20 protein-coding genes are annotated in these 22,548 nt (G+C 39.5%); 1 reads left to right on the forward strand and 19 read right to left on the reverse strand.

Features of this window, described 5'->3' with window-relative positions; translation table 11 throughout:
• Positions 1-2: 2 nt before the first annotated feature.
• The 3 genes from cas8c to cas3 form a co-directional block, all read right to left on the reverse strand.
• Complete coding sequence (cas8c, locus tag GNT69_RS12585) at positions 3-1,880, reverse strand: type I-C CRISPR-associated protein Cas8c/Csd1 (protein ID WP_203555305.1); 1,878 nt, start codon at positions 1,878-1,880, stop codon at positions 3-5.
• Positions 1,881-2,597, reverse strand: a complete 717-nt coding sequence (cas5c, locus tag GNT69_RS12590; protein ID WP_203555306.1) for a type I-C CRISPR-associated protein Cas5c — start codon at positions 2,595-2,597, stop codon at positions 1,881-1,883.
• A 188-nt stretch (positions 2,598-2,785) separates the two neighbouring features.
• Positions 2,786-5,218, reverse strand: a complete 2,433-nt coding sequence (gene cas3, locus GNT69_RS12595) for a CRISPR-associated helicase Cas3' (protein WP_203555307.1) — start codon at positions 5,216-5,218, stop codon at positions 2,786-2,788.
• Between the two features lie 190 nt (positions 5,219-5,408).
• On the opposite strand from cas3, the gene GNT69_RS12600 reads away from it, so the two are divergent.
• On the forward strand, positions 5,409-5,918 hold the full coding sequence (locus GNT69_RS12600; RefSeq protein ID WP_203555308.1) for a GIY-YIG nuclease family protein: 510 nt from the start codon (positions 5,409-5,411) through the stop codon (positions 5,916-5,918).
• Positions 5,919-6,089: 171 nt separating this feature from the next.
• Here the strand turns inward: GNT69_RS12600 and GNT69_RS12605 are convergent, their stop codons facing one another.
• From GNT69_RS12605 to GNT69_RS12680, 16 genes are all read right to left on the reverse strand, one after another.
• Positions 6,090-7,031, reverse strand: a complete 942-nt coding sequence (locus GNT69_RS12605; RefSeq protein ID WP_481747634.1) for a branched-chain amino acid ABC transporter permease — start codon at positions 7,029-7,031, stop codon at positions 6,090-6,092.
• Positions 7,032-7,084: 53 nt separating this feature from the next.
• Complete coding sequence (locus GNT69_RS12610; protein ID WP_203555309.1) at positions 7,085-7,951, reverse strand: branched-chain amino acid ABC transporter permease; 867 nt, start codon at positions 7,949-7,951, stop codon at positions 7,085-7,087.
• Between the two features lie 18 nt (positions 7,952-7,969).
• Positions 7,970-8,674, reverse strand: coding sequence for an ATP-binding cassette domain-containing protein (locus tag GNT69_RS12615; protein WP_203555310.1), 705 nt, complete (start codon positions 8,672-8,674; stop codon positions 7,970-7,972).
• Entirely contained in the window at positions 8,652-9,425 is a 774-nt protein-coding gene (locus GNT69_RS12620; RefSeq protein WP_203555311.1) for an ABC transporter ATP-binding protein, read from the reverse strand. Before GNT69_RS12620 ends, GNT69_RS12615 begins: the two co-directional genes overlap by 23 nt.
• A 71-nt stretch (positions 9,426-9,496) precedes the next feature.
• Entirely contained in the window at positions 9,497-10,654 is a 1,158-nt protein-coding gene (locus GNT69_RS12625; RefSeq protein ID WP_481747635.1) for a substrate-binding domain-containing protein, read from the reverse strand.
• Positions 10,655-10,850: 196 nt separating this feature from the next.
• Positions 10,851-11,861: a 3-oxoacyl-ACP synthase gene (locus GNT69_RS12630; RefSeq protein ID WP_203555313.1), complete on the reverse strand. Its 1,011-nt coding sequence runs from the start codon at positions 11,859-11,861 to the stop codon at positions 10,851-10,853.
• Positions 11,861-12,277 (reverse strand): MaoC family dehydratase, encoded by a 417-nt coding sequence (locus GNT69_RS12635; protein WP_203555314.1) that lies wholly within the window; start codon positions 12,275-12,277, stop codon positions 11,861-11,863. The genes GNT69_RS12630 and GNT69_RS12635 overlap by 1 nt, the downstream gene beginning before the upstream one ends.
• Positions 12,278-12,281: 4 nt before the next feature.
• The gene (locus tag GNT69_RS12640) at positions 12,282-13,769 is read right to left on the reverse strand and encodes an o-succinylbenzoate--CoA ligase (RefSeq protein ID WP_203555315.1); all 1,488 of its coding nucleotides are present in this window, start codon (positions 13,767-13,769) and stop codon (positions 12,282-12,284) included.
• Positions 13,770-13,782: 13 nt separating this feature from the next.
• Positions 13,783-14,385, reverse strand: a complete 603-nt coding sequence (locus GNT69_RS12645; protein ID WP_203555316.1) for a TetR/AcrR family transcriptional regulator — start codon at positions 14,383-14,385, stop codon at positions 13,783-13,785.
• Between the two features lie 897 nt (positions 14,386-15,282).
• Positions 15,283-16,275, reverse strand: a complete 993-nt coding sequence (locus GNT69_RS12650) for a zinc-binding dehydrogenase (RefSeq protein ID WP_203555467.1) — start codon at positions 16,273-16,275, stop codon at positions 15,283-15,285.
• A gap of 470 nt (positions 16,276-16,745) precedes the next feature.
• Positions 16,746-17,486, reverse strand: a complete 741-nt coding sequence (locus GNT69_RS12655) for a GDSL-type esterase/lipase family protein (RefSeq protein ID WP_203555317.1) — start codon at positions 17,484-17,486, stop codon at positions 16,746-16,748.
• Between the two features lie 417 nt (positions 17,487-17,903).
• A complete protein-coding gene (locus GNT69_RS12660) occupies positions 17,904-18,887 on the reverse strand; it encodes a tRNA dihydrouridine synthase (RefSeq protein ID WP_203555468.1) in 984 nt (327 codons plus the stop codon).
• Between the two features lie 472 nt (positions 18,888-19,359).
• Positions 19,360-19,530: a hypothetical protein gene (locus GNT69_RS12665; protein WP_203555318.1), complete on the reverse strand. Its 171-nt coding sequence runs from the start codon at positions 19,528-19,530 to the stop codon at positions 19,360-19,362.
• A gap of 617 nt (positions 19,531-20,147) precedes the next feature.
• A complete protein-coding gene (locus tag GNT69_RS12670) occupies positions 20,148-21,035 on the reverse strand; it encodes an Rpn family recombination-promoting nuclease/putative transposase (RefSeq protein WP_203555319.1) in 888 nt (295 codons plus the stop codon).
• 258 nt (positions 21,036-21,293) lie between these two features.
• Positions 21,294-21,563 carry a hypothetical protein gene (locus GNT69_RS12675; RefSeq protein WP_203555320.1) on the reverse strand — a complete coding sequence of 90 codons (270 nt, stop codon included), beginning with the start codon at positions 21,561-21,563 and terminating at the stop codon, positions 21,294-21,296.
• Between the two features lie 349 nt (positions 21,564-21,912).
• On the reverse strand, positions 21,913-22,302 hold the full coding sequence (locus GNT69_RS12680; protein WP_203555321.1) for a hypothetical protein: 390 nt from the start codon (positions 22,300-22,302) through the stop codon (positions 21,913-21,915).
• Positions 22,303-22,548: the final 246 nt, after the last annotated feature.

Consider the following 22,548-nt stretch of genomic DNA (forward strand, 5'->3'; position numbering starts at 1 on the left):
TCTCAATTATCTTTCACTTTTTTCTGATACAAATCATGGCGCTGGCTGTAAAAGCCGAGTAAATATTTCCCTGATAGCGGGCGATTATTAAAATCCTCAGGTTTAATTTTTGAACCGACCTCATCGATCAACTTATTGTAATACCAAACCCTTTCACCTAAGCGGGCTTGATATGGCTGCAACGCTCCTTGGATTGTTCTCCACGTTCGTTCCGGATGCTGAGAAAAAGAATTCATATACCTTCTGGCGTTTGTAGCACGCTGGTCATTGGAATCCAGTGCATTTCTTTCAAGTACATCAGCAATGGCCAGCAGTCGTCCAAACAAATAATCACGATCATCATTTTCTTTATCTAACGGCACAGAATACCCCTCCTGTTTATTAATTAATGCACATGTGATACTGAGTGTTTTTTCCCATTCCCATCTTTCCATAGAGACCGGATTTGACGCACGGCGCAGAGCGCTTTTCACAATATCCCCAGGGATTCTCCGTTCATCGAGGATACACGGCAACATCCGCTCCATCAGGCCTTTGACAACCTTTTCATTTGCCTTCGGACCATAAGCAGCAAAAGCAATATCTTTTGTTGCCGGCGCACCGTAAAATTGCACAACTTCCTGATTTTGATCTTTCCGGTAGCGATGTTCCCAAGCACAAGTAGAATGCCAGTGTTTCAATCTATTAAAATACAATTCCTTATTAAAACTGCGGTAATATAAAACTGCAAGCCTCCCCGTAGTGGCGGAATCAATAATCAAAATATGGATATTTGCCTCAGTTTTGAGATCGTTCTTATAGCCATCGATGGCTTTGGCAAATTGATTGGCAAACTCTTCAAGTGTACCGGGCTTCATTTCCTTGCTAGCTGTAGCAGTTTCATCCATAGAAAAAATTGAAAAACTATCGTCTACGTAACTTGGAACATCCAACACATCATTAGCCCATACCAGGAATACTCTATTGTCAATAACTTTCCCTTGCTTATTAATTAGCCATTTAAGCGCATTATGCGCTTTTTGCGACACTTCATAACTAATGTTAGCTACCTCGTTCGCTTTGTTAAATCTTCCTCTAAAAGTAAAGCCGCTAGTATCGTTAGCAGATATTAGCTTCGCTTTATCTCCTGCATTTCTAATTTTATTTGCATGCCTATCGGTCGCTGGAAGCATTTTTCCTGTTACATAACAAAAGTCTTCGCTACCCAAAAGTTCTCCATAAAACTTAATAAAGGAGTTATACACCTCAATGTCCTTCCAAACCTTTAGTATGAGTTTTTCAGAAGAGTGAACAGTAAATCGAATGAAGGCGCTTTCTTGCCCGCCTGTTACCGTCGAAAATATCGGTGGTTTCTCACCAAGAAAGGCTTCAGCCTTTTTATCCCATGCATCAATCAAATTGCCGTCAGCACCAACATGTAAAATACCAGCACGTACTAAATCTTTAATTAATGTACGTTTATTCAAATAGCTGTAAATACTCTTTACCTGAGGGACTGCATACGGTGAATCAGCCCATTCCTTCAATTGGCTTATGTAATATGAAAAAGGCTCTTCTTTCTTAATTTTTCCTCCATATGCAACAAAGTCTCCTGCTACATAACTAAGCTTGTCATGGAGGGGGTAAGGAGCGATTTTGGAACCTGCCCGGCTAGCAGAGTCCTCTGTACAAGGGATGATTGTACTTCCACCGCTTTTATCAATTAGGGATGCTGAATGGAACTCCCCCTTTTCCGTTATCTCCACTTCTATATGTGCTGTTTGAGTAGTATGAGAAATCGGCAAAAGTGTGTACTCCTGATCATTATTTTTCTTCACAATCTTCCCGACCCAGTCAAGGTTCGATTCATAGGTTTCATATAGATTTAATAACCAGCTCATTTAATCACCCCCTATCTCTAATTGATTCAAAAGCTCGTCTGAAGATTCGACATTTGAGCTGTCAAAGAATTTCGGTTCCATATCTCGAAGTTTGCGAACATTCCTACATTCGTCAGGACGAATAAATTTAATTACTCCATTCTTCATGACAGGATTCCATAACCGTACTTCCATTTGATTTTTTCCTGTTTCATCAGGATAATTGATACCGTGCACCATTGTCCCAAAATATACTTCTTCTTTTTCATCATAGTAACCACTACCTGATCCAAATTCACATGGCTCCACATATCCTTGACATTCACGCGCGCCAAGAAATATATCTCTGCGTCCACCAACACTAAGGGATCGCTTCAATATATTGTGATGCTTGTGCTCGTTACGATCAAAAGCCATTTCCGGTCGATGAGGATTAAAGATAAAATGAGCCTTTACTTGGTAGCGTACATCCCTCAAATATGTATAGTTTGCCAATGTGTTTCCGCCCCCATATTCGATTGGACGAATGCCCTTTGACTCCATCTTAATTGGATTCATAACGCGGATTTCATCTACAATCATTAATAGAGTAGGCTTCCAGTAAATTGATTCGACTATCCCCTTCAAAGCCTGGTAAGTCGGTACATTATACGTCATTTTTTCTCCACCCATTTTTGTCAATGGATCGGTAAATAAGGCGTAGGGACCGTATAATTCAAATTCAATGGAATTTCGCATCAAATTCACCTCCTATCTTTTTTCCTATTGTAATAATTTAATAGTAACTTTTACCTATTTTAATTTCAAGAATTTCCCTGAAACACCAATAAATATATATGAATTTATGAACAATTTTTGAAAAAACTTAAATAACCAATGCAATTAAATCGAGATTTAATGCCAGTACCTAGCAACTTAAACAGTTATTAAAATATCGCATTACCGAAGCCACTCTCATTTTGCAAGTCTATGCCATATTCAGCGCTATATGCTCCATCTTTAAGAGCAAGAATTTTCCCATCTAATAATGAAACGAGTCCACTATTTTCTATAAGCATTTGCTTTTCATGACTAAACAAATTCACCGTAAATTGCTGTGCTTTTCTAAGCAGTCTACTTAAATCTGCTATTGAATAGCTACTATTTAACTCAGCAATGATTTCACTGCCTTCGCCGTACGGTACAATGGCAGAAGTGGTCAAGTCATCAATAACGCGAAAATGTTCTGCTGCTGTTCCATAGCTATTTAATATATATAACGGAACATCCTTTTTCGGATTTTGTTTATGAATAAAAGCCTGACGATAGCTATTGTCATTTCTTGATACCATCAAAAGCTCGGTCATTTCTTTCCTCAATTTTGGGACAAAATAGTTTAAATCTGAGGTAAATTCTAAATAAAACTCTTGGAAATATCGATCCATCGCGGCTTTCGACAGAATATGACCACCATGGCTATGTTTGTCACGCTTTAAATCTATTAAAATTCGTTTGGCAATTTGTTTGCCTATTTTAATTTCCTTTAGCCTACTTAAGTTCTCTTTTTCATGATCAATGACATAAACTGATCGAATTTCCATTTCCCCATGTCTATTACAGCGGCCTGCAGCTTGGGCAATCGAGTCAAGTCCAGCTAGTGAGCGGATTACACATTCAAAACTGACATCTACGCCTGCTTCAATCAACTGTGTACTGACACATATCAGTTTTTTCCCCTGCTTTAGCAGTTCCCTTACTTTTGCTAAAATATCATTTCTATGGGCTGCACACATTGACGTACTCAAGTGGAACACCGGGACATCTAATTCTTGCTCTTTTAACTTTTCGTACAAATTCTTTACGACCGATTTGGTATTTAGGATAACTAAAACACTTTGCAACTCCTCTATTTTTCCACATATGAATTCTGCCAATTTTTCATTTGTAAACGTTTGGTCTGTTGCTAAGTCAACAATGTCCACTCTTTTAAATGCATCAATCACATGATCAAGGCGGTTAATCATTTCCGCATCTGTATCAATGTCAAGCTTATGCTCAACAAAATCAAGGGCTGGCTGGGTTGCCGTACAGAGCACAATGCTTGATTTTCCATACTCCTTTAGAAAATTCAGGGCATCGTTAAAAAGGGAGACACACGGAATTGGGACTTTTTGCACTTCATCAAAGATAATAATCGATTCGCTTAAATTATGTAGCCTACGAATATTCCTGCTCCCTTTAGCATAAAAAACATTTAAAAATTGAACCATCGTCGTAAAAATGATTGGAGAATCCCAATTATCTTTTGCAAGTTTTAGTTTTTGTTGCTTATTCATGATTCCATCTTGATTTTCGTCATTATCATCTGCATCTTCTACCACATTAGAATGATGCTCTAAAATATTCGTCTCATCCTGAAGTATGTTTCTGACTTCCTCGGCATTTTGTTCAATAATTGTTGTATAGGGCACAACGTAGATGATGTGCTTTTTGTTAAATAGGCTGGCGTGCTTTAAAGCATAACGTAAACTAGCTAATGTCTTGCCACCGCCTGTCGGAATCGATAAAGTATAAATACCAGATGGCTTTTCTGCGAACTGATCGCATTGCTCTGACATTTCGCTTCTTAATAAATTAATAGGAGTGTTTGCAGTTTCATGCTGCTGGAAAGATTTAATTTTGGCTATTAGTTTGTCGTAGAATGTTTCAAAAAGGAGATGATGATCTTTTTGCGGTTCGTAAGGTGTATTTTCTTCAAATAGTCTCGTATTCGTTCGATCAGCATCTATCAAGATACTAAAAATCATTTTTGTTAAAAACATGTACTTCTGTTCGCTCGATTTCGTACGATTTTTCAACAAAAAGTCTTTTAATTCCAACGCAGCCTGTTCAACATAATTCAAGAAATCCTGTTCACTAATCACATGTTTAAAAAAATATTCTTTCGATGTTTCAAATTCTAACAGTTCTTTGTCACGAACTCTTTTTAAATAATCTGATTCAAGATCCGCATTAAAGAAGTCTTTTAGGTATGAGTGATGTGAAATAACCGCATTACCGACAATCTCAGCAATTTTACCTTTGTATTCTGTAATATTCGTTTCATGAAAAAACTTATATAACAACTTACCACCAGCAGTAGAATGATCTACACTTCCTCGTTTTGGCGGTGAATCAGGATTATTTACAGCTTCCAAAATGTAAGTTCGAAATTCATTAGTGTATTTACCAAAATCATGAAGCATCCCTGCAAGCCCAGCAATATGCTTCACACCCACCTTTTCTCCAAATGATTCAGCAAGAGCCCGAACTTCCAACAAATGCTCTTCAACTGTTTGTACTTGTCCATCACTTTCACGAATATGTGCAATATAACTCATCTTACACCTCCACTTTTTAAATAAAGATTGACAATCCAATATTTTCCTTTCTTTCTTTTTGTTATTTCTCCTTGAAACATTAATCCAAACCCCTCTAGGAATATTGTACCAAATCAAACAATTGAATTATAAAAATTGGTATAATTTTCGTAACAAAATATCTTCATATTTTCCTAATTGGAGGAGACCAATGCAAAAAAGAACATTGAAACTAATCCACATTGATTGGCAGGGTCCGTTTTCATTGAATCAGTTGAATCTCTTAACCGATGATTCTAACGACTATGGAATCTATCAAATCTATGGTAACCACTTAGTCTATGGAAAAGATGTTTTATTATATATAGGAAAGGCTGACCAGCAAACCATTGGGAAAAGAGTGTCACAAGAAAATTGGTGGAATACAAATGATTCTAAGCGCCTTAAAATCTATGTAGGCCGAATTGCAGGGGAATACACTCCTGAAGACAATACTTGGTCTAAGGAAATCGATCTTGCCGAGAAACTTTTGATTAATGTACATAAACCAGCCTATAACTCAAAAAGTCTCTCGTCCATACCCGATGTTGAGCTACAGGATATTCATATTTTGAATTGGGGAGATCACAGAGACCTACTTCCTGAAATTTCAGGATTACGATGGACAAGCAAATTAGACACTATGGAATACGATATATATAGGTATAACACTACCCAATAATTGTACACTGGCGGAAAACAGGATCATTCAAATAATTAAAGAAGTAAAAAATGTCAGGTAACAACCATAAATACCCGAAAAAACCCCTTATAAAACACAAAAGTGCCTGCTCACCTCAAGTTTGTCGCTTGGAAAGATGCGACATATTTCGGTGGTGACACAGGCACCGCTTTACGAAGAAACCCTCTCTTGTTTTTCGACTTGCTTTTCCCGGTTCTTTTTAAGGGATAACTTCCTAATGAATCCGGCTAATCCGGAAGGGAAGCCCAGCAAGACAACAATGTATAAAAACCCAAGAAATATGGTCCACCTTTCAAAAATAGGATAGTGAGCAGCAAGCTCTGATAGATAGTGCCTTAAAAATTCGATGATCCCGGCACCTGCTATAGCACCGGCTAGTGTTCCTAGGCCTCCAATCATCGTCATTAAAAGGGCATCCAAGGTCACTTCTATGGAAAACACATTCGTGTTGATGAAGCGGAGTGAAACTGCATAGAACGCCCCGCTTAACGACGCAGCAATCCCGGCTATGACACTTGCAATCAGTTTATAATGAAGGGACTTATAGCCCAATGCCTCTGCACGATGCTCATTCTGCGAGATTGCTTTCAACACCTTACCAGTGGAGGATTCGGTGAAGAGTTTTAACAGGATAAAAACGGCGGCTACACTTAAAAGGGTTATATAATAGAAGGAAGTACGGTCTTTAAACAAATCAGGAACACTAAATGTAAAACCGTCTCCTCCATATGTAAGCCCCCGCCACTTTTCTGCCAAAACCAAAAACAGCTGTGAAACCGCAAGTGTCAGCATTGCATAAAAATGGCTCTTCAGCCTTAAGGAAAGCAATCCAATCACATAACTGACCAAGGCTGATAATAAGATACCCAAACAAAGGCCCAGGAAAAAATTGGTTAAAGTCGGATCAAGCCGATTAAAAATCAATGCCGTACTATAAGCTCCTATCCCAAAGAACATACAATGGCCAAAAGAGACAATGCCGGTATATCCTAAAAGAATATCAAAGCTCATCGCAAAAATAGCAAAGATAAAGATTTGGGTTAATAAAATCAGCATACTCCGGGAATCGTTGACAAAGGGGAAAAGCAGCATGACGAGCAGAATGGCTACACCCCAATAAAGCGGCACTTTATGAAAAAATCCTCTCATACTTTACTCCCCTCTCCCATTAGCCCTGTTGGTTTCACTAATAAGACGATGGCCAACAGAAGCATATTTAGTGCGAGCGACAAATCCGGAATATAATAAGCCATAAAAGCTCCAGCAATCCCGACGATTAAGGAAGCTAGTGCCGATCCCTGCAAGCTGCCCATCCCTCCGATAATGACGACAATGAATGCCAGGATTGCATACTGCATTCCCATCTCAGCAAAAACAACTCCTGAATAAGGGGCCAGAAGGGCTCCCCCCAAAGCGGCCAAAGCAGCTCCCAGGAGGAAAACAAATGTAAACAGCCCCTTCACATTTATGCCAAGAGCTTGAACCATCTCCTTATCCAGAACACCAGCCCTAATCATAAGCCCAATCTGAGTGCGGCTTAGCAGCAGCCATAATAGCAAATAAAGAACCAACCCGACTACAATCACAAACAGCCTGTATTTAATCAATATGATTCCATCAAACTGATAGCTTCCTTCCAGCCATTGCGGTAGATTAACACGGATAGGGTTTGGGCCCCAAAAGAGTTTTATGCTTTCTGATAAAATTAGCATGCCACCTAAAGTAATCAAAAGTTGCCGGACATGATTCCCGTAAACGGGGCGAATAAGGAACCTTTCCAATAACCACCCCAAAACCATTCCGATTAGGATGGCTCCTATGACAGCTAATAGGAAGCTGCCTGTCTCGTTAAAAATCCAAGCCCCAGAAAATGCCCCCCAAACGAATAACCCACCATGGGCGAAATTCAATACATCCATCAACCCAAAAATCAAGGTTAGACCAGCAGCCAGAAGGAAAATAAGCAACCCTGTTGAAACACCATTTACCATTAAGTTAATAAAAACCTCCATATCAGCCCGCCTTTCACCTTACGCTATCCCGAGATATTTCTGGCATGTTTCCTTATCTTCTATTAAATCTTGCATCCGTCCATTATGAACAATCTTTCCATCATCCATGATGTAAAAGGAATCACCAATCTCGCTCGCCATCATAAAGTTTTGTTCAACGAGGAGAATCGTTGTTTTTTCTTTCATTTTTAGGATGGATTCCATAAGCTTTTCCACCATAATCGGTGACAGGCCTTTGCTTGGTTCGTCAATCAGCAGCAAGCCGTCTCCGTTGATATAGGCCCTTGCGATAGCGAGCATCTGCTTCTGTCCGCCGGAGAGCAACCCGCTTTTCTTATGCCAAAACTTCTTTAAATCCGGGAATAGTTCCAGCATCCATTCCATTTTTTCATCCGTATTTCCAGTGCTCTTTGCACATGCCAGACTTAAGGTTTCCTCCACTGTCAGCGTACTGAATATCCCCTGATTCTCTGGTACATACCCTATTCCTTTTCTGGATATCAGGTGTGTCGGGATGCCGCTGATTAATTGTCCGTTGTAATACACAGATCCGGTACTGGAAGCATTAAATCCCATGATGGAGCGAAGAGTGGTCGTTTTTCCCGCTCCATTTCTCCCAAAAAGGACCGTGATGCTTCCCTCTTCTACCGATAAAGAGACTCCCTGCAAAATATGATATTGCCCCAAATAGGTTTCAAGATTATCCACTTTTAATAGACTCACTGTGCAAGCCTCCCAAATACGCCGTTTGGACTCTTTGATCTCTAATGATTTCCTGAGGGTTGCCGCTGGCTAACAACTCTCCATTAAATAGAACGATTAGCCTGTCGGATAAATACATGACCATTTCCATTTTGTGCTCAATTAAGACGATCGTGTGCGTGCCTTCCCTTTTAATCGTTTCGATTACTTCCAGGATGGCAGGTATTTCTTCAATCGATATACCTGCTGTAGGTTCATCAAGAAGTAGTAATTCTGTTTTTAAAGCAAGGAGCATGGCGAGTTCGAGTTTCCTCTTTTCTCCATGTGCCAAATCTTTGGCTAGGACACTCTCCTTCCCTTTCAGCATACACTTCTCCACTACAGCCTTTGCTTCTTCCTGCTGGCGGGAAAAGAACGAAAACCTTGGAAAAATGGAGTAGAAATCTTGATTTGATGATTGTGTGGCAAGTCGGATATTTTCAAGAACGGTTAGTTCCGGAAAAATATTGGTGAGCTGGAAGGAGCGGCCAATGCCCCTTCTAGCCCTTAATGGAATCGAAAGCTTGGTAATCTCTTCGTTTTTAAAATAGATCTCCCCTTTAGTCGGGGCGACTTGCCCGCTCAATAAATTGAAAAATGTCGTCTTTCCGGCACCATTTGGGCCAATGATAGAGGTTAGTTTTCCTCGCTCAATTTCAAGGTTTATCCCTTTGATCACATCATGTTCACCAAAGGAAACAGACAAGTTTTTAGTGGCCAAAATAGGTTCCAACCTGGCGACACCTCCTTAATAAGACTTTGAAAACAGCCTTTTTATAATGCTCTTTCGTTATTTCAAATCGTCTACTTTCCATTTCTGACAGGTGGTTCTGTTTCCTCCATGTTTAATTCCCGAATCAGGACAGGAACTGGATGGTCAACAGCCTCCTGCTCTTCAAGAGTAACTGCATAAAGCGACTGTAAAGCCTGATGGTCTTCTGCCCGGAATTTCATTGTTCCTTTCGGTGTTTCAAACTCCATATTTTCCATCGTTTCTATCAGTCCTTCGACATCATTATTGCCACTCGTCTTCTTCAGAGCCTCCACAATCGCAATGGCCGCTGTCATTCCCCCTGCAGTAAATAAATCCGGTATCTCTCCATTAAATTTTTTCTTATGCTCTTCTACTAGCCAGTCATTCACTTCATTATCAGGAAGGGTATGATAATAGATAGAAAAGCCGCTCATCCCTATTAGGGAATCCATCGTCCTAAGTGAAGCAATGTCCTGGGCCGCAGTAGAAATTTTGATTCCCTGCTCCTCAAGCCGCATATCTTTTAACTGCTTCCAAGGTGCATTGGATCCTGCCCAGGCGATATAAAGATAATCGGGTTTTTCGTTAATGATACTTTGAATATTCGCTGTAAAATCAGTGGAGTTTGGATCCGCATATTGTTCATTCACAATGGTAGCTCCAAGTTTTTCTGCCCCTTCTTTAAAAGCAGCAACCCCTTCTCTCCCATATGCGTTATCTTGAGCGAAGGTGGCGATTCGAACATCCTTTTTGGCAATCGCAGCTGCCCCGGCGACTGCATCCTGTGAAGAATTTCTTCCTGTCCTGAAAATATACTTGTTCCAATTTTTCCCTGTAATGCTATCGGCAACCGCAGGCTCTACCACCATTATTTTTCCGTACTCTTCAGCCAAAGGCAGCACAGCCAGTGTATCCCCGGAGCTTGATGAACCTACTAGGAAATCCACTTCGTCCTCTTCCAGCAACTTTGTCGCTTTTCTTACGGCGACATCCGGTTTCGTTTCCGTATCCTCTACAAGGAACTTAATTTTTTTTCCTGCTACCTCATTTGTCCCCTCTGTTGCAAACTGTAATCCCAGTTCAAATCCGGCTACTGTTTGCTTACCGTAAGTCTCAAGAGGACCCGTTAAAGACGCCAGGACACCAATTTTAATCGTATCTTCCTCAGAATTCGCCGTGTTTCCTGAACAAGCTGTGGCCATAATCATTGTGAGCCCTATGCAGAGTATTAAAAATGTTTTAAGATATCTTGACTTCCTTTTCACAACCATACCTCCCGTTTTTAATATTCTTTTATTTGAACTGTTTGATTGGGTGATTGTTATCGCTGGTTATATGCTGCAAGGAGTTACTGAACATTTAAAATCCCGATTAAAATAAAAGCTGCCTATCCCCGCAGCCTCTTCATTTTTTCTCTCCTTTCCATCTAACGACAGTGGCGGCCCAGGTATAACCTGTTCCTGCACTGACTGTAACCGCAATATCACCAGGATTTAGTAGTCCTCGTTCCTGGGCGAAATGCAATCCAATGCAAGGGTCAAGGGCGGACATGTGGCCGTGATGGTCCAGGTAAATGGCTTTATCCGTGGTGAGTTCCAGTGATTGTAAGAGTTCGTTAAACATAGAACGTTTCGTATGGAGTGGCAGCAGGAGTTTAATATCTTGTGGAGTATATCCGCTCTTATGAAGTGCTTTTCTAACAACCTGTTCGAAGTTTTTGATTGATACTGGGTCTAGTCTTTCTTTCATAGATCTAGGATCTTTCACGTCAATGTAATGCCTTTTCTCTTCAACCGTTTCAGCACTCGGAAAATGTTTTGAGCCCCCGGCAGGTACCCGTACATCATCATGAAAGGACCCGTCTGTCAGGATTGCACTTTCCAGTATGTCACACTGTGAGGAATTTCTGGTTACCAGCGCAGCAGTTCCTCCATCTGCAAAGTTAAACATGAAGCGTGACCTTGGATTATCATAATCTACGATTTCTGATTCTTTACACCCTCCCGCCAGCAGGATGTTTTGGATAGATGGGTCAGCAGCAATCATGTCTTTTGCCACCTTTAAAGCAATCGGAAAACAGGAACTGACATTCATGATTTCAAATGCATAGGCATTTTTCGTACCTAATTCATGCTGAATCTTCGGCGCACTGGACCAAACGTAATAATCCTTATGGGGGCTGCCAAAATAAATCACCACATCTATCGATAAAGGATCAATCTGGCCCATTGCCTGCCTGCCCGCCGCGATTGCCAGGTCCGAGGCGTGGGTGTGATCATCGGCAACATGCTTTTGATACAAACCGAACTTTTCGATAATCACCTCTTTCGGTATACCCGTCTTTATTGCCAAATCGGCCGCATTTTCTATCCCAGGAGGAAAATAGACTCCCGTGGTTTCAATCCCAATCCCCATCAAATGACCCCTCCATCCTCAGGCACCATCATTTTGGCACTTCCCGTTAATATTCGTTTTTCATCCTGGTTGAAACACTCTGTAAGCAGCGTCAGAATCCTTTTATCATGATCAATCTCTTGTATCGTTGCCTTTGCCGTTATCGTATCTCCTATAAAAACAGGTGCCTTGAAGCGGATATTTTGCTCTAAATAAATCGATCCTTTCCCAGGCAGATGAACACCCAAAAGCTGTGATAATAAGCTGGAGGTTAACAATCCATGGGCAATGCGCTGTTTGAACCTCGTTTTTTTGGCATATTCACCATCTATATGGATTGGATTAAAGTCACCACTTATCCCCGCAAACAGCACAAAGTCTGTTTCTGTTATCGTTTTGCTGCAGCTCGCCTGCTGGCCTATTGTAAAATGAATCATCCCTTCACCCACTTCCAATTAATTGATTTTTTCGTATTTTTCCAGTGGCATTCTTCGGCAACTCTTCCAAAAACGTAACTTTTTTAGGAATTTTATATTTTGCCAGATATCCCTGACAGTACTGAAGTATCTCCTCCTCTGATAGAGCGCTTTCATCTTTCTTTACAATGAACGCCTCCGGAAGTTCCCCCCAAAGCGGATTAGCTGTGCCGACAACTGCTACTTCCAGCACATCTTTCAGTTGGTTGATGACTTGTTCCACCTCAAGCGGATAAATATTTTCCCCGCCGGAAATGATCATTTCTTTTTTTCTCCCAACGATGTAAAGAAACCCTTCTTCATCCTCTTTCGCTAAGTCTCCTGTTATGAGCCAGCCATCATTCAAAGCTTCTCTTGTTGCATCTGGCCGCTTCCAATATTCCTTCATAATATTGGGCCCTTTTACGATAAGCTCCCCAACTTCTCCTTGCTCGACCTCTCTTCCCTCTGAATCTACCAGCTTGTATTCGGTATATAATACCGGTTTCCCGATGGATCCTCTTTTACGAGGGGCATCTTCTCTTGTAAGCATAAAAAGGGTAGGCGACGTCTCTGTCATCCCAAAACCCTGACCAAATAAAAACCCTTTGTCATAAAAAGCTTCTATTAATTCACGCGGACATGGAGCTCCGCCATTGTAAAACCACCGGACAGAACGGAGGTCAGCATGCTGAAAAGAAGGACTATGGATCAATGCTTGATGAATCGTTGGTACTCCCATTACAATGGTTACCTTATGCTGCTCGATCATATGGATGGCCTTCTCTGGCTCGAACTTGCCAGGGATGACGATGGTTCCGCCCGTAAATAAGGACGGGAAAGCAAAGAGTCCAATCCCTCCAATATGAAACAACGGAAGCAGCACGATGCAGAGGTCCTCCGAAGTCAAGTCGATGGCAAGCTTGTTATTGACGGCATTCCAAAACATATTCTTCTGTGTTAACACGGCTCCTTTTGGCTTGCCGGTCGTACCCGAGGTGTAACAAATAATAAATGGAGCATGTTCGTCAATTTCTTTAAAATATGAACTTGTTGTTAAAAATTCCTCTTCCCGGCCTAGCCCTTCTAAAAACTCCAGGTGTTCCAAGCCGCTTTCCTGCATAAGTGACGCAGCAAACTCATTATTTTCTTTTTCCGCAAAAAGTATTTTTGATTCACTGTCATTTAGTTGAAAAATAAGTTCTTTTGCGCTTAGGCGAATATTTAATGGTACTGCTATGCACTCCAGCTTTGCTATCGCAAAAAGAAGAACGATGTATTCCTTCCGATTGTGCGACAAGATGGCAATTCGGTCCCCTTTTACCACTTTAAGATTTTCTTTCATCTTCATAGCAGCTGAATGAATCATTTGATGTAGCGTTCTATAGGATACCTTTTCTTTTTCCGTTATGACTGCTATCCGCTCCGGGTTTGTATACGCCCATTTTTCTATCCAATAGGCTATCCCTTTCACCCGAACTCCCCCTTTACTTTTTTATCCCCTGGAATATGAGGGTCATGGCAGATTCAAATACCTCTACCGGAACATCCGTTTTTTCCCAATATACCCACCTCATCCCCAAAAACTGGCCGATGGACATTAAACAGTACGCGATTGTCTCCTGTTCAAGCGATTTGAATTCACCTGCTTCTATTCCTTGTGACAAGCTTTTATGAAATCCTTTTGCAAGCTTTCCGTAATACCATCTGAAAAGCTCTTGATCGACAACCACCGCTTGCTGAACAATGCTGTATAAATTGGGGTGGTCTTTTACCCATGTAAAGAAAGCATAAAAGCCATTTCTTTGCGCCTCTTCATAGGTGACACTTCCTGCCATTCCCTCTTTTATCGCGATTCTTAAATTACGGCTGTAAGTCCTTATTAATTCGTCAAAGATATCTTTCTTCGAAGGAAAATAATTATAAAACGTACCCTGGGCAACTTTTGCCTCCTGTGAAATGTTCACAATCGAAGTTTCATAATATCCCTTTTTGCCAAAGACCTCCTCGGCTGCTTTCAACAGTTTAGCCCGAGTCTCCACCCCCCTCTGTGTTAGAACTTTTCCCTCAGTCACATCATTAACTGACATATGAATCACCTCTCAACTTAAGTATACTTAATTTTCTGATAATTACAACTATATTTTTAAACAATTTTGAATTAGGGACATTTTCCGCAAGCTTATGTTTCAATGATTATGGTGGAAGATTGGAACATTTTCTATTGAAAGTGCCTGTCCCACCTGAAGCTTACCGATGGTGATCTTTTACAAATTTTGGATAGCAACAGTGAATCGCAACCCATAAGTGGATGACACTTGTCAACCGAAAACCCTATAAAAAATGTCAGGTAACAACCATAAATAATGGTGCTACCTGACATCAAAGACCAACATCAAAATTTATTTATTTTGGGAAGCGCAGGGACGGAAGCGCAGGGACGTACCCTATGCTTCTATCCACTTTTCGATATTATAATTCACCAAAGGATTTGGGCTGCCATTGGACTTGGCCTGAATTTGTAAATTTAATCACCCAGAGCCATTGGTCTTTTTCTAATTGCTTCTTCATTGGTCTAACTTGGTAGGGTGTCATCCTTTCATTATCCACACTTAAATATTTCACTGGCTTTTTCTACAAACGCATCAAATGAAGTACCCTCGTCCACCCAACCGGTCAAATTAGACACTATGGCATACGATATTTAAAGGTATAACACTACCGAATCATTTTACACTGGCGAACTTTATCACTAGAAATGTTTGCTAACTAAATATCGGTGGACTGACCACAAAAACCCTCATCAAATGATGAAAGCCTGACTTAGTATCTTATATTCCTATTCTTAAGGTTTGCTAACCGGTTTTCCGCCCGGGCCTTCGTATTGGTGCTTTAGAAACATTACTAAACAATTTGGCCCTGTACAAAAAAAGGAATTGCTGAAGACACCCGAACTTAAACTGAAGCACCCGCTCATAACAAAAATATTAAATAGTTATAACAACATCTCCCTTATTTTGACCTGATTCAACATACCTGTGTGCATCATAAGTCTGTTCAAAGGGAAAGGATCGATCAATTACCGATTTTATCTTCCCCTTCTCTATAAGTTCTTTGAGAAAACTTAAATCTTCAGGCTTTTCATGAGACAACGCACAGATCACTTTCTTACTGCTAAACATCGAAGTCCATAGCATTTGATAAAGCTGTTTTATCTTAAAACTGGCTAAAAGATATTGTCCATTTTGCTTTAGCGAGTCTTTACAATCTGAAAACGAACTTTTGCCTAATATGTCAAAAATAAGATCATACTTTTCACCGTTTTTGTTAAAATCCTCTTTTGTATAATCAATGATCTTATCAGCGCCCAGAGATTTCACATATTCCAATCTCAAGGTACTGCATACTCCAGTAACTTCTGCGCCAAAGTATTTGGCAATTTGTATCGCTGCTGAACCTATCCCTCCAGATGCACCATTGATAAGCACTTTTTGTCCGTTGCGAACATTTACTTTTCGAAGTAAATTCAATGCTGTCATTGCCCCATAAGGAACGACAGCGGCTTCCTCATAAGTCATAGTTGCCGGCTTTGTTGCCAACATTCCTTTTTCTGGTATGCAAATATACTCCGCATAAGCCCCCATGCTTTGACCAAGATATCCGAAAACCCGTTCTCCTGGTTCGAATAATTTTGCATCTTTTCCTACTAATTCAATTTCCCCTGCAAACTCACTTCCCAGAATTGTTATCTTCGGTTTCTGCCATCCAAAGAATATTTTTGCAAAGCTCCAGAAGAGCAACGGCATGTTAAATTTATGAGGCGAGATTTCCTTGAAATTTCGGGCCACAATATCTCCGTAATTTACAGATGTTGCATATACTCTAACCGACACTTCATAGTCCTTGGGAATAGGTTTTTTCACATCTTTTAATTCCAAAACATCCGGCGGACCGTATTTTTCACATACTACAGCTTTTATTTCAAATCATCTCCTTTAATAACTCTAAGTGTCATAATTACCTTATTATACGTAATAGTCTAAGAAATCTTACTGAAAATTCAGTTACTTTTCTGTAAATGGATCTTCCGCAATGCTTCCCGATACACGAAAAGACGCGTTATTCGATAAAAGGATGCTTATCTACAGGATCAGCTCAAAAAAGTTGAAAAACTGCACCTTTTATCGTTGATTACATGTAGTCATAGATACACATTTTAAGGACATGACTTATTCTCCTATGGGTACAATTGACCCTAAAGGTGGTAGCATTTTTCCATCAGGCAACAAGCCTATCTATCCTACCGCGCTTTCGCTTATTGTCCTTAGAAAATCCGGGTCAGTTCCCCGGTGAAGTAAAGCGTTGATTTGTATAATTAAAGAAGTAAAGAATGTCAGGTAACAACCATAAAATAATGGTGTTACCTGACATCTAAGACCAACATTAAAATTTATTTATTTTTATTTTTCATAATTGCTTTCCAAAATTCTTTTGCTATTATCTGATAACCTTCTTGACTTAAATGGATGTCCATTGGGTTAGGCACATAGTCTTCTTCATGTTTTTTAATTACTTTTTCAGTTTGAACAAAAACATCCCCATTCTGATTCGCTACTGTTTCGATTGTTTCATTTAGAGCACCTAATAATGGTAATAACTTCGCCTGTTCTTCTTCTGGATAATGTGGAAATGGATTATAGTACCCCATCACATATACCTTTGTATCAGCGTTTAACTCATCAATTTTACTTAAAATTAAAAATAGGTTTTGTCCAATTTCTCTTAATACATTTGTCGCTTGAGTTGGATCCGCTTGTATTTCTTGTAAATGAGCCAATAAATCATTCGCACCAATATCAATTGTTACTAACTCTGCTTCTTTTATCGAATTTTGCACTTCTATATTTAGAGGGTTGTAGAGTTGATCAATTACATTTGTAGTTTTATAGCCTGATTCACCATAATTATTAACCTCGATGTTATATTGAGATTGCTCAAAGCGTTCAGAAAGAAAATCGACGTAGCTTTTATCCTCGGTACCATACGGTGTTTTCCCTGCTGCTAATGAATCTCCTAAAGCAACATAGTCCACATGTTCCTTATCTAAATCCTTGGCGAAGGCATGAAAAGGCAATGATACTAATAAAGCACCTGCAACCATCATACTTATTACTTTTTTTCTAACTTTCATCTTATTCTCCCCTTTAATAATCTAGTTTAAATACGTATAAAATATAAAATTCGTTATGGAGAACAGATTTCCCTTCATTGCTTTCGTATTTTTTGAATTTTTACACAACTTGTGTATAGTACCATCCTTCTATGAAAGGTGACACCAGTAACTCGCTACCGCCATTACGGGCTTTCACCGTCTAGTTAATCATCGCGATGTACAGCGCACAAAAAATAGAGAGTCCCAAAGGACCCTCTATTTTTTATGCTAGAAAGCAAGTTAGACAATTTTGGCTGTTAGGTTTTAGTACTGGCACGCCCCAAAAATCAGTAGAATCGTAGGGACGTCTCTCCTCCGCTCATTTTTCTTAATAAGAAGCACAGGGTACGTCCCCATGCTTCCCCGTTTACTTCGCTTTCCCTTGAATGGGAGCTTCTACTGTTCCCTCATTATGTCAAGATTCTTTGCCTCAAAATGATCGAGCAATGCACGCACTTCATCTGTTGACTCTGTGTTCATCAGTTGATTTCTTAATTCACTTGCCCCTCGAAATCCTTTGACATAGATCTTAAAAAAGCGATGAAGAGCCTTGAACGGACGCAGTCCTAAACTTGAATATTTATCGTGGAGATCGAGATGCAATCTTAAGAGATCAAGCAATTCCTTACTGCTATGATCTTTCGACTCCTTTTCAAAAGCAAATGGATTATTGAAAATACCACGCCCAATCATCACCCCGTCAACACCATATTGGCTAGCGAGCTTCAAACCAGTCTGACGGTCAGGAATATCCCCATTAATCGTCAAAAGTGTATCTGGTGCCACCTGATCACGAAGTTTCTTAATTTCCGGGATCAGCTCCCAATGAGCATCTACTTTGCTCATTTCCTCCCTTGTACGCAGATGGATGGAAAGATTTACAATGTCTTGTTTCAATATGTGTGTTAGCCAGTCGTGCCATTCGTCTACATCAGTGTAACCAAGCCTCGTCTTTACACTTACGGGCAACCCTCCTGCTTTTGCAGCTTGGATTAAATCAGCTGCAACTTCTGGACGGCGGATAAGGCCACATCCCTTGCCGTGCTGTGCGACATTAGGTACAGGGCAGCCCATATTTATATCGATACCGCGAAAGCCTAGTTCTGCCATCGCAATACTCATTTGCCGAAAGTTTTCAGGCTTGTCCCCCCATATATGGGCAACAATTGGTTGTTCATCCTCTGTAAAAGTCAAACGCCCACGCACACTTTGGATTCCCTCTGGGTGACAATAACTCTCACTGTTCGTAAACTCTGTAAAAAACACATCAGGTCTGGCTGCCGCGCTTACGACATGGCGAAAAACAACATCCGTCACATCTTCCATTGGTGCCAGTATAAAAAAAGGTCGTGGTAAATCACGCCAAAAATTATCGATCATCTTACATTCAAATCCTCTCATGATGGGATCCAAGACAACCTTCTCCCAAAATTAAAAAGCAGAATCTCCCTGCCTCCTTTACACTTATACCATGGTTAAGCACTTTTTATCAAACAGATTAGAACTGTTTATTTTCACCAAACCGAGGTTTGTATCGGAAATTTTAATTTAAACTCACAATCTCTGCAAAACCAAAGTATTTCCTTTCTTTTTCTTTTCATAGGTACTACTATGTTTCAAAAAGAGAATAGCCTCACTGTACTTAAATAATCTATAAAACAAATTTCTTTCTCGGTGCTCGCCTCAACCCAATTTTCCCCAAAAATATATTTAGGCTATCTAAACTTATATACAAAATAGCCCAGTTTTGGGACTGGGCCATTTTTGTATATTTTAATTAAAACAACAATGTGCCATACTCGACATGTCCAGAGTGTATGTGGCAACACACAGGTTGCTGGTGAGTCAACCTCTAATATATTTTGTTTGTTTGACTAACTTTGGATAACGGAATGGTTTTAACTTGCATATCTTCTGCTTTTTTCACTAATACATCATCGCCATCATCGGAATAAGTAATGACATCAACCTTGTATCCATTCGTTCCTTTGTTTATTTTCGCAACTTCGATATGGTTGACCAAAATATCTTCTACCTTGCTTTGGATGAGGAAAGGAAGCAAGAAAAATCGGGCTAAAGCCCCGGTCCTTTTATTCAATGTTATATAAAGGTGGATAGTTCATACAATAGGTTATGTTTTTTTGCTAGTACTTGGATTAACCGTGGTTTTAAGGCTGTTTTTTTGCTAGTACTTGGATTAAACCGGTTTTTGACCGGTTTTTATTGCTAGTACAGGGATTATATCGACCTTCTGACCTCATTTTATTGCGAGTACTCGGATTAACCCTTCATTTTACAGCGTTTTATTACGAGTACTAGCAATATATCAGGGAAATTTGGTGTTTTTAATACGAGTACTTGGATTAAAAAACGCGTTACCAGCATTATCGTTCAAAATGCTTATGTATAAAATGCATTGAAAGAACTACCACTATTTTCGAGTTTTTGTGGTCAGTCTCCCGAGGAAGTAACGCTTTACTTCACCGGGGGACTGACCCTAATTTTTCAGAAGGAGACTACCACAGTCATTCATGCTGTGGTATTTTCGTTATATGGAGACTAACATTTTACGACAAAATTTTTTCGAAAACAATCAAGCAAACGAATTCAATCCTGCCTGCATTACGGTTTTCCTCTATATTACAATTGCTTCTTTAATTTCTCAATCTCATCACGACTTAGCTTTGTAATTTTAATAATAAGATCGATGGAAAGCCCCTCTTTCAACATTTCAATGGCATCCTCTTTTTTCGCTTCTTTCCTCCCCTCAATTAATCCTTTCTCTCTCCATGAATTTGGTAGTTTAAAAATTTGTTCAGATTCTTGGTCTCCTAACTGTTTAATCTCTTTCATGAGCTTCTCCTCCTCACTTTTATTTAATGATAAATACGACTCGAAAAAACCATTAATTAGTTGAGCTTTTGCCGGATTTAACTCTAGCCTGACTAACATTCGCAAAAATTCTTTTTTTACTTGAACTTTTTCTTTTTCACTATATCCCATTTTACTTAATAAAGCCGCAGCCACAGGATTATTTGAATGAATATAATTTCGCCAGTTCAAGTTCTTTAACTCTAATTTTAGAAATCGAAGGGTCAAGACATGGAAGAATGGAAAAGTTATGGCGAATTCACTTGGCTCACTTCGTTTTTGATTATACGCAAAGATTGCAATTGGTAATACTGGCTTCTTATGTTTATTATAGAGCAAGCTGAAATACTGATACATGCGCTTTTCAAAATTTTTCTGAACATAGCTTTGTGGTTCAACATGAACGATAATGAGGGTTTCCTCGTTTTTCAACTTCGTTTCAATGACAATGTCGGCCGTTCTGCTTTCACCTTCCACCAAGTCTGTAAACATTTCTCCAGATAGAGGTATTAAAGATGAAAAATCAACAGCGTCATGGACTTCAGAAAAAAAACACTCTAGAAATTCAGCAAAAAAAGTGTGAATAAGTTGTTTGAATAACTGATCATGGTGGATGTACTGGTGCGGTTCTTCACGTACAAGCAACTCTAATGCCATACGAACACATCCTTTTGAGGAATAAAGGAGTAAACAGAGGAGTGGATCTCTATATCAATTATAGCCTATACCCAAACACAGAACGAGCGTTCTTTTTTAAAGAGATTGAGAGCAAATATAAAAGCACTAAATACATTTGGCGCTCCATGGGAACAGTTATGCTGATTCTAGCTTATCAGAAAAATCGGAATCGGTCCCCCGTTAAAGTAAAACGTTGTTTTGTCGAGGGAACTGACACCAAAAACTCCAATATTATGATTAACCAAAGGCTTTTGGCAACCAATGAACTTGGTATGAATTTTTTAATTTAATCACACGCAGCCATTGGTCTTTTTCTAATTGCTTAACCATTTGTCGAATTTGATACGGTGTTAACCCTTCTTCGTCCACTCCTACTTTTTCGCTGGTTTTTTCTAAAAACTCTTCAAAGGAATCACCCTCGGTCGCACACCTCGCCAACATACCGCTAACACCTAATAGGGTTAAATCATTCGTTCCCTCTTGCAAAAAATAGTTTGGAATATCCATCAATTAACTCCCCCTGTATTTTAGCCTCTACCGAAGACTTAATCGGTCTTCAACCGTTCATTGACCAGGAACCTCTTCTGTTTAATCTATATTCTTATATTTTCCACCGAACTCATTATTGATAAAATCACGTGTTAGCCGCATAATGCCCCTATGAATGATTGATAAACCTTAGTTTTAAAGCTGAAAACCGAGGTCAGTCCCCAGACGAAGTAAAGCGTTGCTTTCTCGGGGGATTGACCCAAAAATCCAATCTCCAATGGTTAAACTTTAAAAAGAAATAAACACCACGAATAATTATTTCTTACAATAGATTTGAATTCCAAATTTTCAATATAGCCGTTTATTTCTAACATAGTATTTCTTTTGCTTTTCCTCTCATTTCCTTAAATCGTTCTTTTAAAAGATTTCCGATTTTGTTATCGACATTAAAACGCAAAAGGATGTTCTTAATTTCACCCCGATGGAATTTGCCTTGGTCATAAATTTTATATCCCCTGCCGTTTAGTTTCAAGCTAATCATAAAACTGTCAGCTTTCTTGCCTTCTCGGGGATAAACTTGTACAAAATTAAGCACTGCCTCCTGGCATGTACAATCTGGATTCATACAATATGAGTCCGCAATAATAAACAACTTCCCCATATAATCTAAGTGGAAAAAATCATTATCGTGTTCGGGGAAAACTTCTGAATAACAAACAGTAATGCCTTTAGCAATCTTACTCAGCACAGCATGCATAGTACCGCTCCTTTTTATTACCATGATTAAACCGGTAACATTCCCATTTATTCAGTTTTCAATGAATTTATTCGTTCCAGCATTTGATCAGAAAGTGATGATGAAAAGTATGTTAGTGGATTAAAAAGGATGAGAATTAAGGGGAAAATTACAGGATTTGTTATCTATCATTTTGACCTCCTTTACGGAAAAATTATATCACACATGACAAAATAAAAATTTTGTATATTCAAAGCTTTTCTACAA

Origin of the sequence: Bacillus sp. B15-48, assembly GCF_016879755.1 — a bacterium.
Lineage (GTDB): Bacteria > Bacillota > Bacilli > Bacillales > Cytobacillaceae > Mesobacillus_B.

Coding starts and splice junctions, on each gene's coding strand:
- GNT69_RS12670 (WP_203555319.1), bottom strand. CDS start 21,035: ATGGCATTAGAGTTGCTTGTACGTGAAGAACCGCACCAGTACATCCAC.
- GNT69_RS12600 (WP_203555308.1), top strand. CDS start 5,409: ATGCAAAAAAGAACATTGAAACTAATCCACATTGATTGGCAGGGTCCG.
- GNT69_RS12605 (WP_481747634.1), bottom strand. CDS start 7,031: ATGCTGCTTTTCCCCTTTGTCAACGATTCCCGGAGTATGCTGATTTTA.
- cas3 (WP_203555307.1), bottom strand. CDS start 5,218: ATGAGTTATATTGCACATATTCGTGAAAGTGATGGACAAGTACAAACA.
- GNT69_RS12675 (WP_203555320.1), bottom strand. CDS start 21,563: ATGGATATTCCAAACTATTTTTTGCAAGAGGGAACGAATGATTTAACC.
- GNT69_RS12630 (WP_203555313.1), bottom strand. CDS start 11,861: ATGGGGATTGGGATTGAAACCACGGGAGTCTATTTTCCTCCTGGGATA.
- cas5c (WP_203555306.1), bottom strand. CDS start 2,597: ATGCGAAATTCCATTGAATTTGAATTATACGGTCCCTACGCCTTATTT.
- GNT69_RS12645 (WP_203555316.1), bottom strand. CDS start 14,385: ATGTCAGTTAATGATGTGACTGAGGGAAAAGTTCTAACACAGAGGGGG.
- GNT69_RS12680 (WP_203555321.1), bottom strand. CDS start 22,302: ATGCATGCTGTGCTGAGTAAGATTGCTAAAGGCATTACTGTTTGTTAT.
- GNT69_RS12610 (WP_203555309.1), bottom strand. CDS start 7,951: ATGGAGGTTTTTATTAACTTAATGGTAAATGGTGTTTCAACAGGGTTG.
- GNT69_RS12635 (WP_203555314.1), bottom strand. CDS start 12,277: ATGATTCATTTTACAATAGGCCAGCAGGCGAGCTGCAGCAAAACGATA.
- GNT69_RS12655 (WP_203555317.1), bottom strand. CDS start 17,486: ATGAAAGTTAGAAAAAAAGTAATAAGTATGATGGTTGCAGGTGCTTTA.
- GNT69_RS12625 (WP_481747635.1), bottom strand. CDS start 10,654: ATGATTATGGCCACAGCTTGTTCAGGAAACACGGCGAATTCTGAGGAA.
- GNT69_RS12660 (WP_203555468.1), bottom strand. CDS start 18,887: ATGATCGATAATTTTTGGCGTGATTTACCACGACCTTTTTTTATACTG.
- cas8c (WP_203555305.1), bottom strand. CDS start 1,880: ATGAGCTGGTTATTAAATCTATATGAAACCTATGAATCGAACCTTGAC.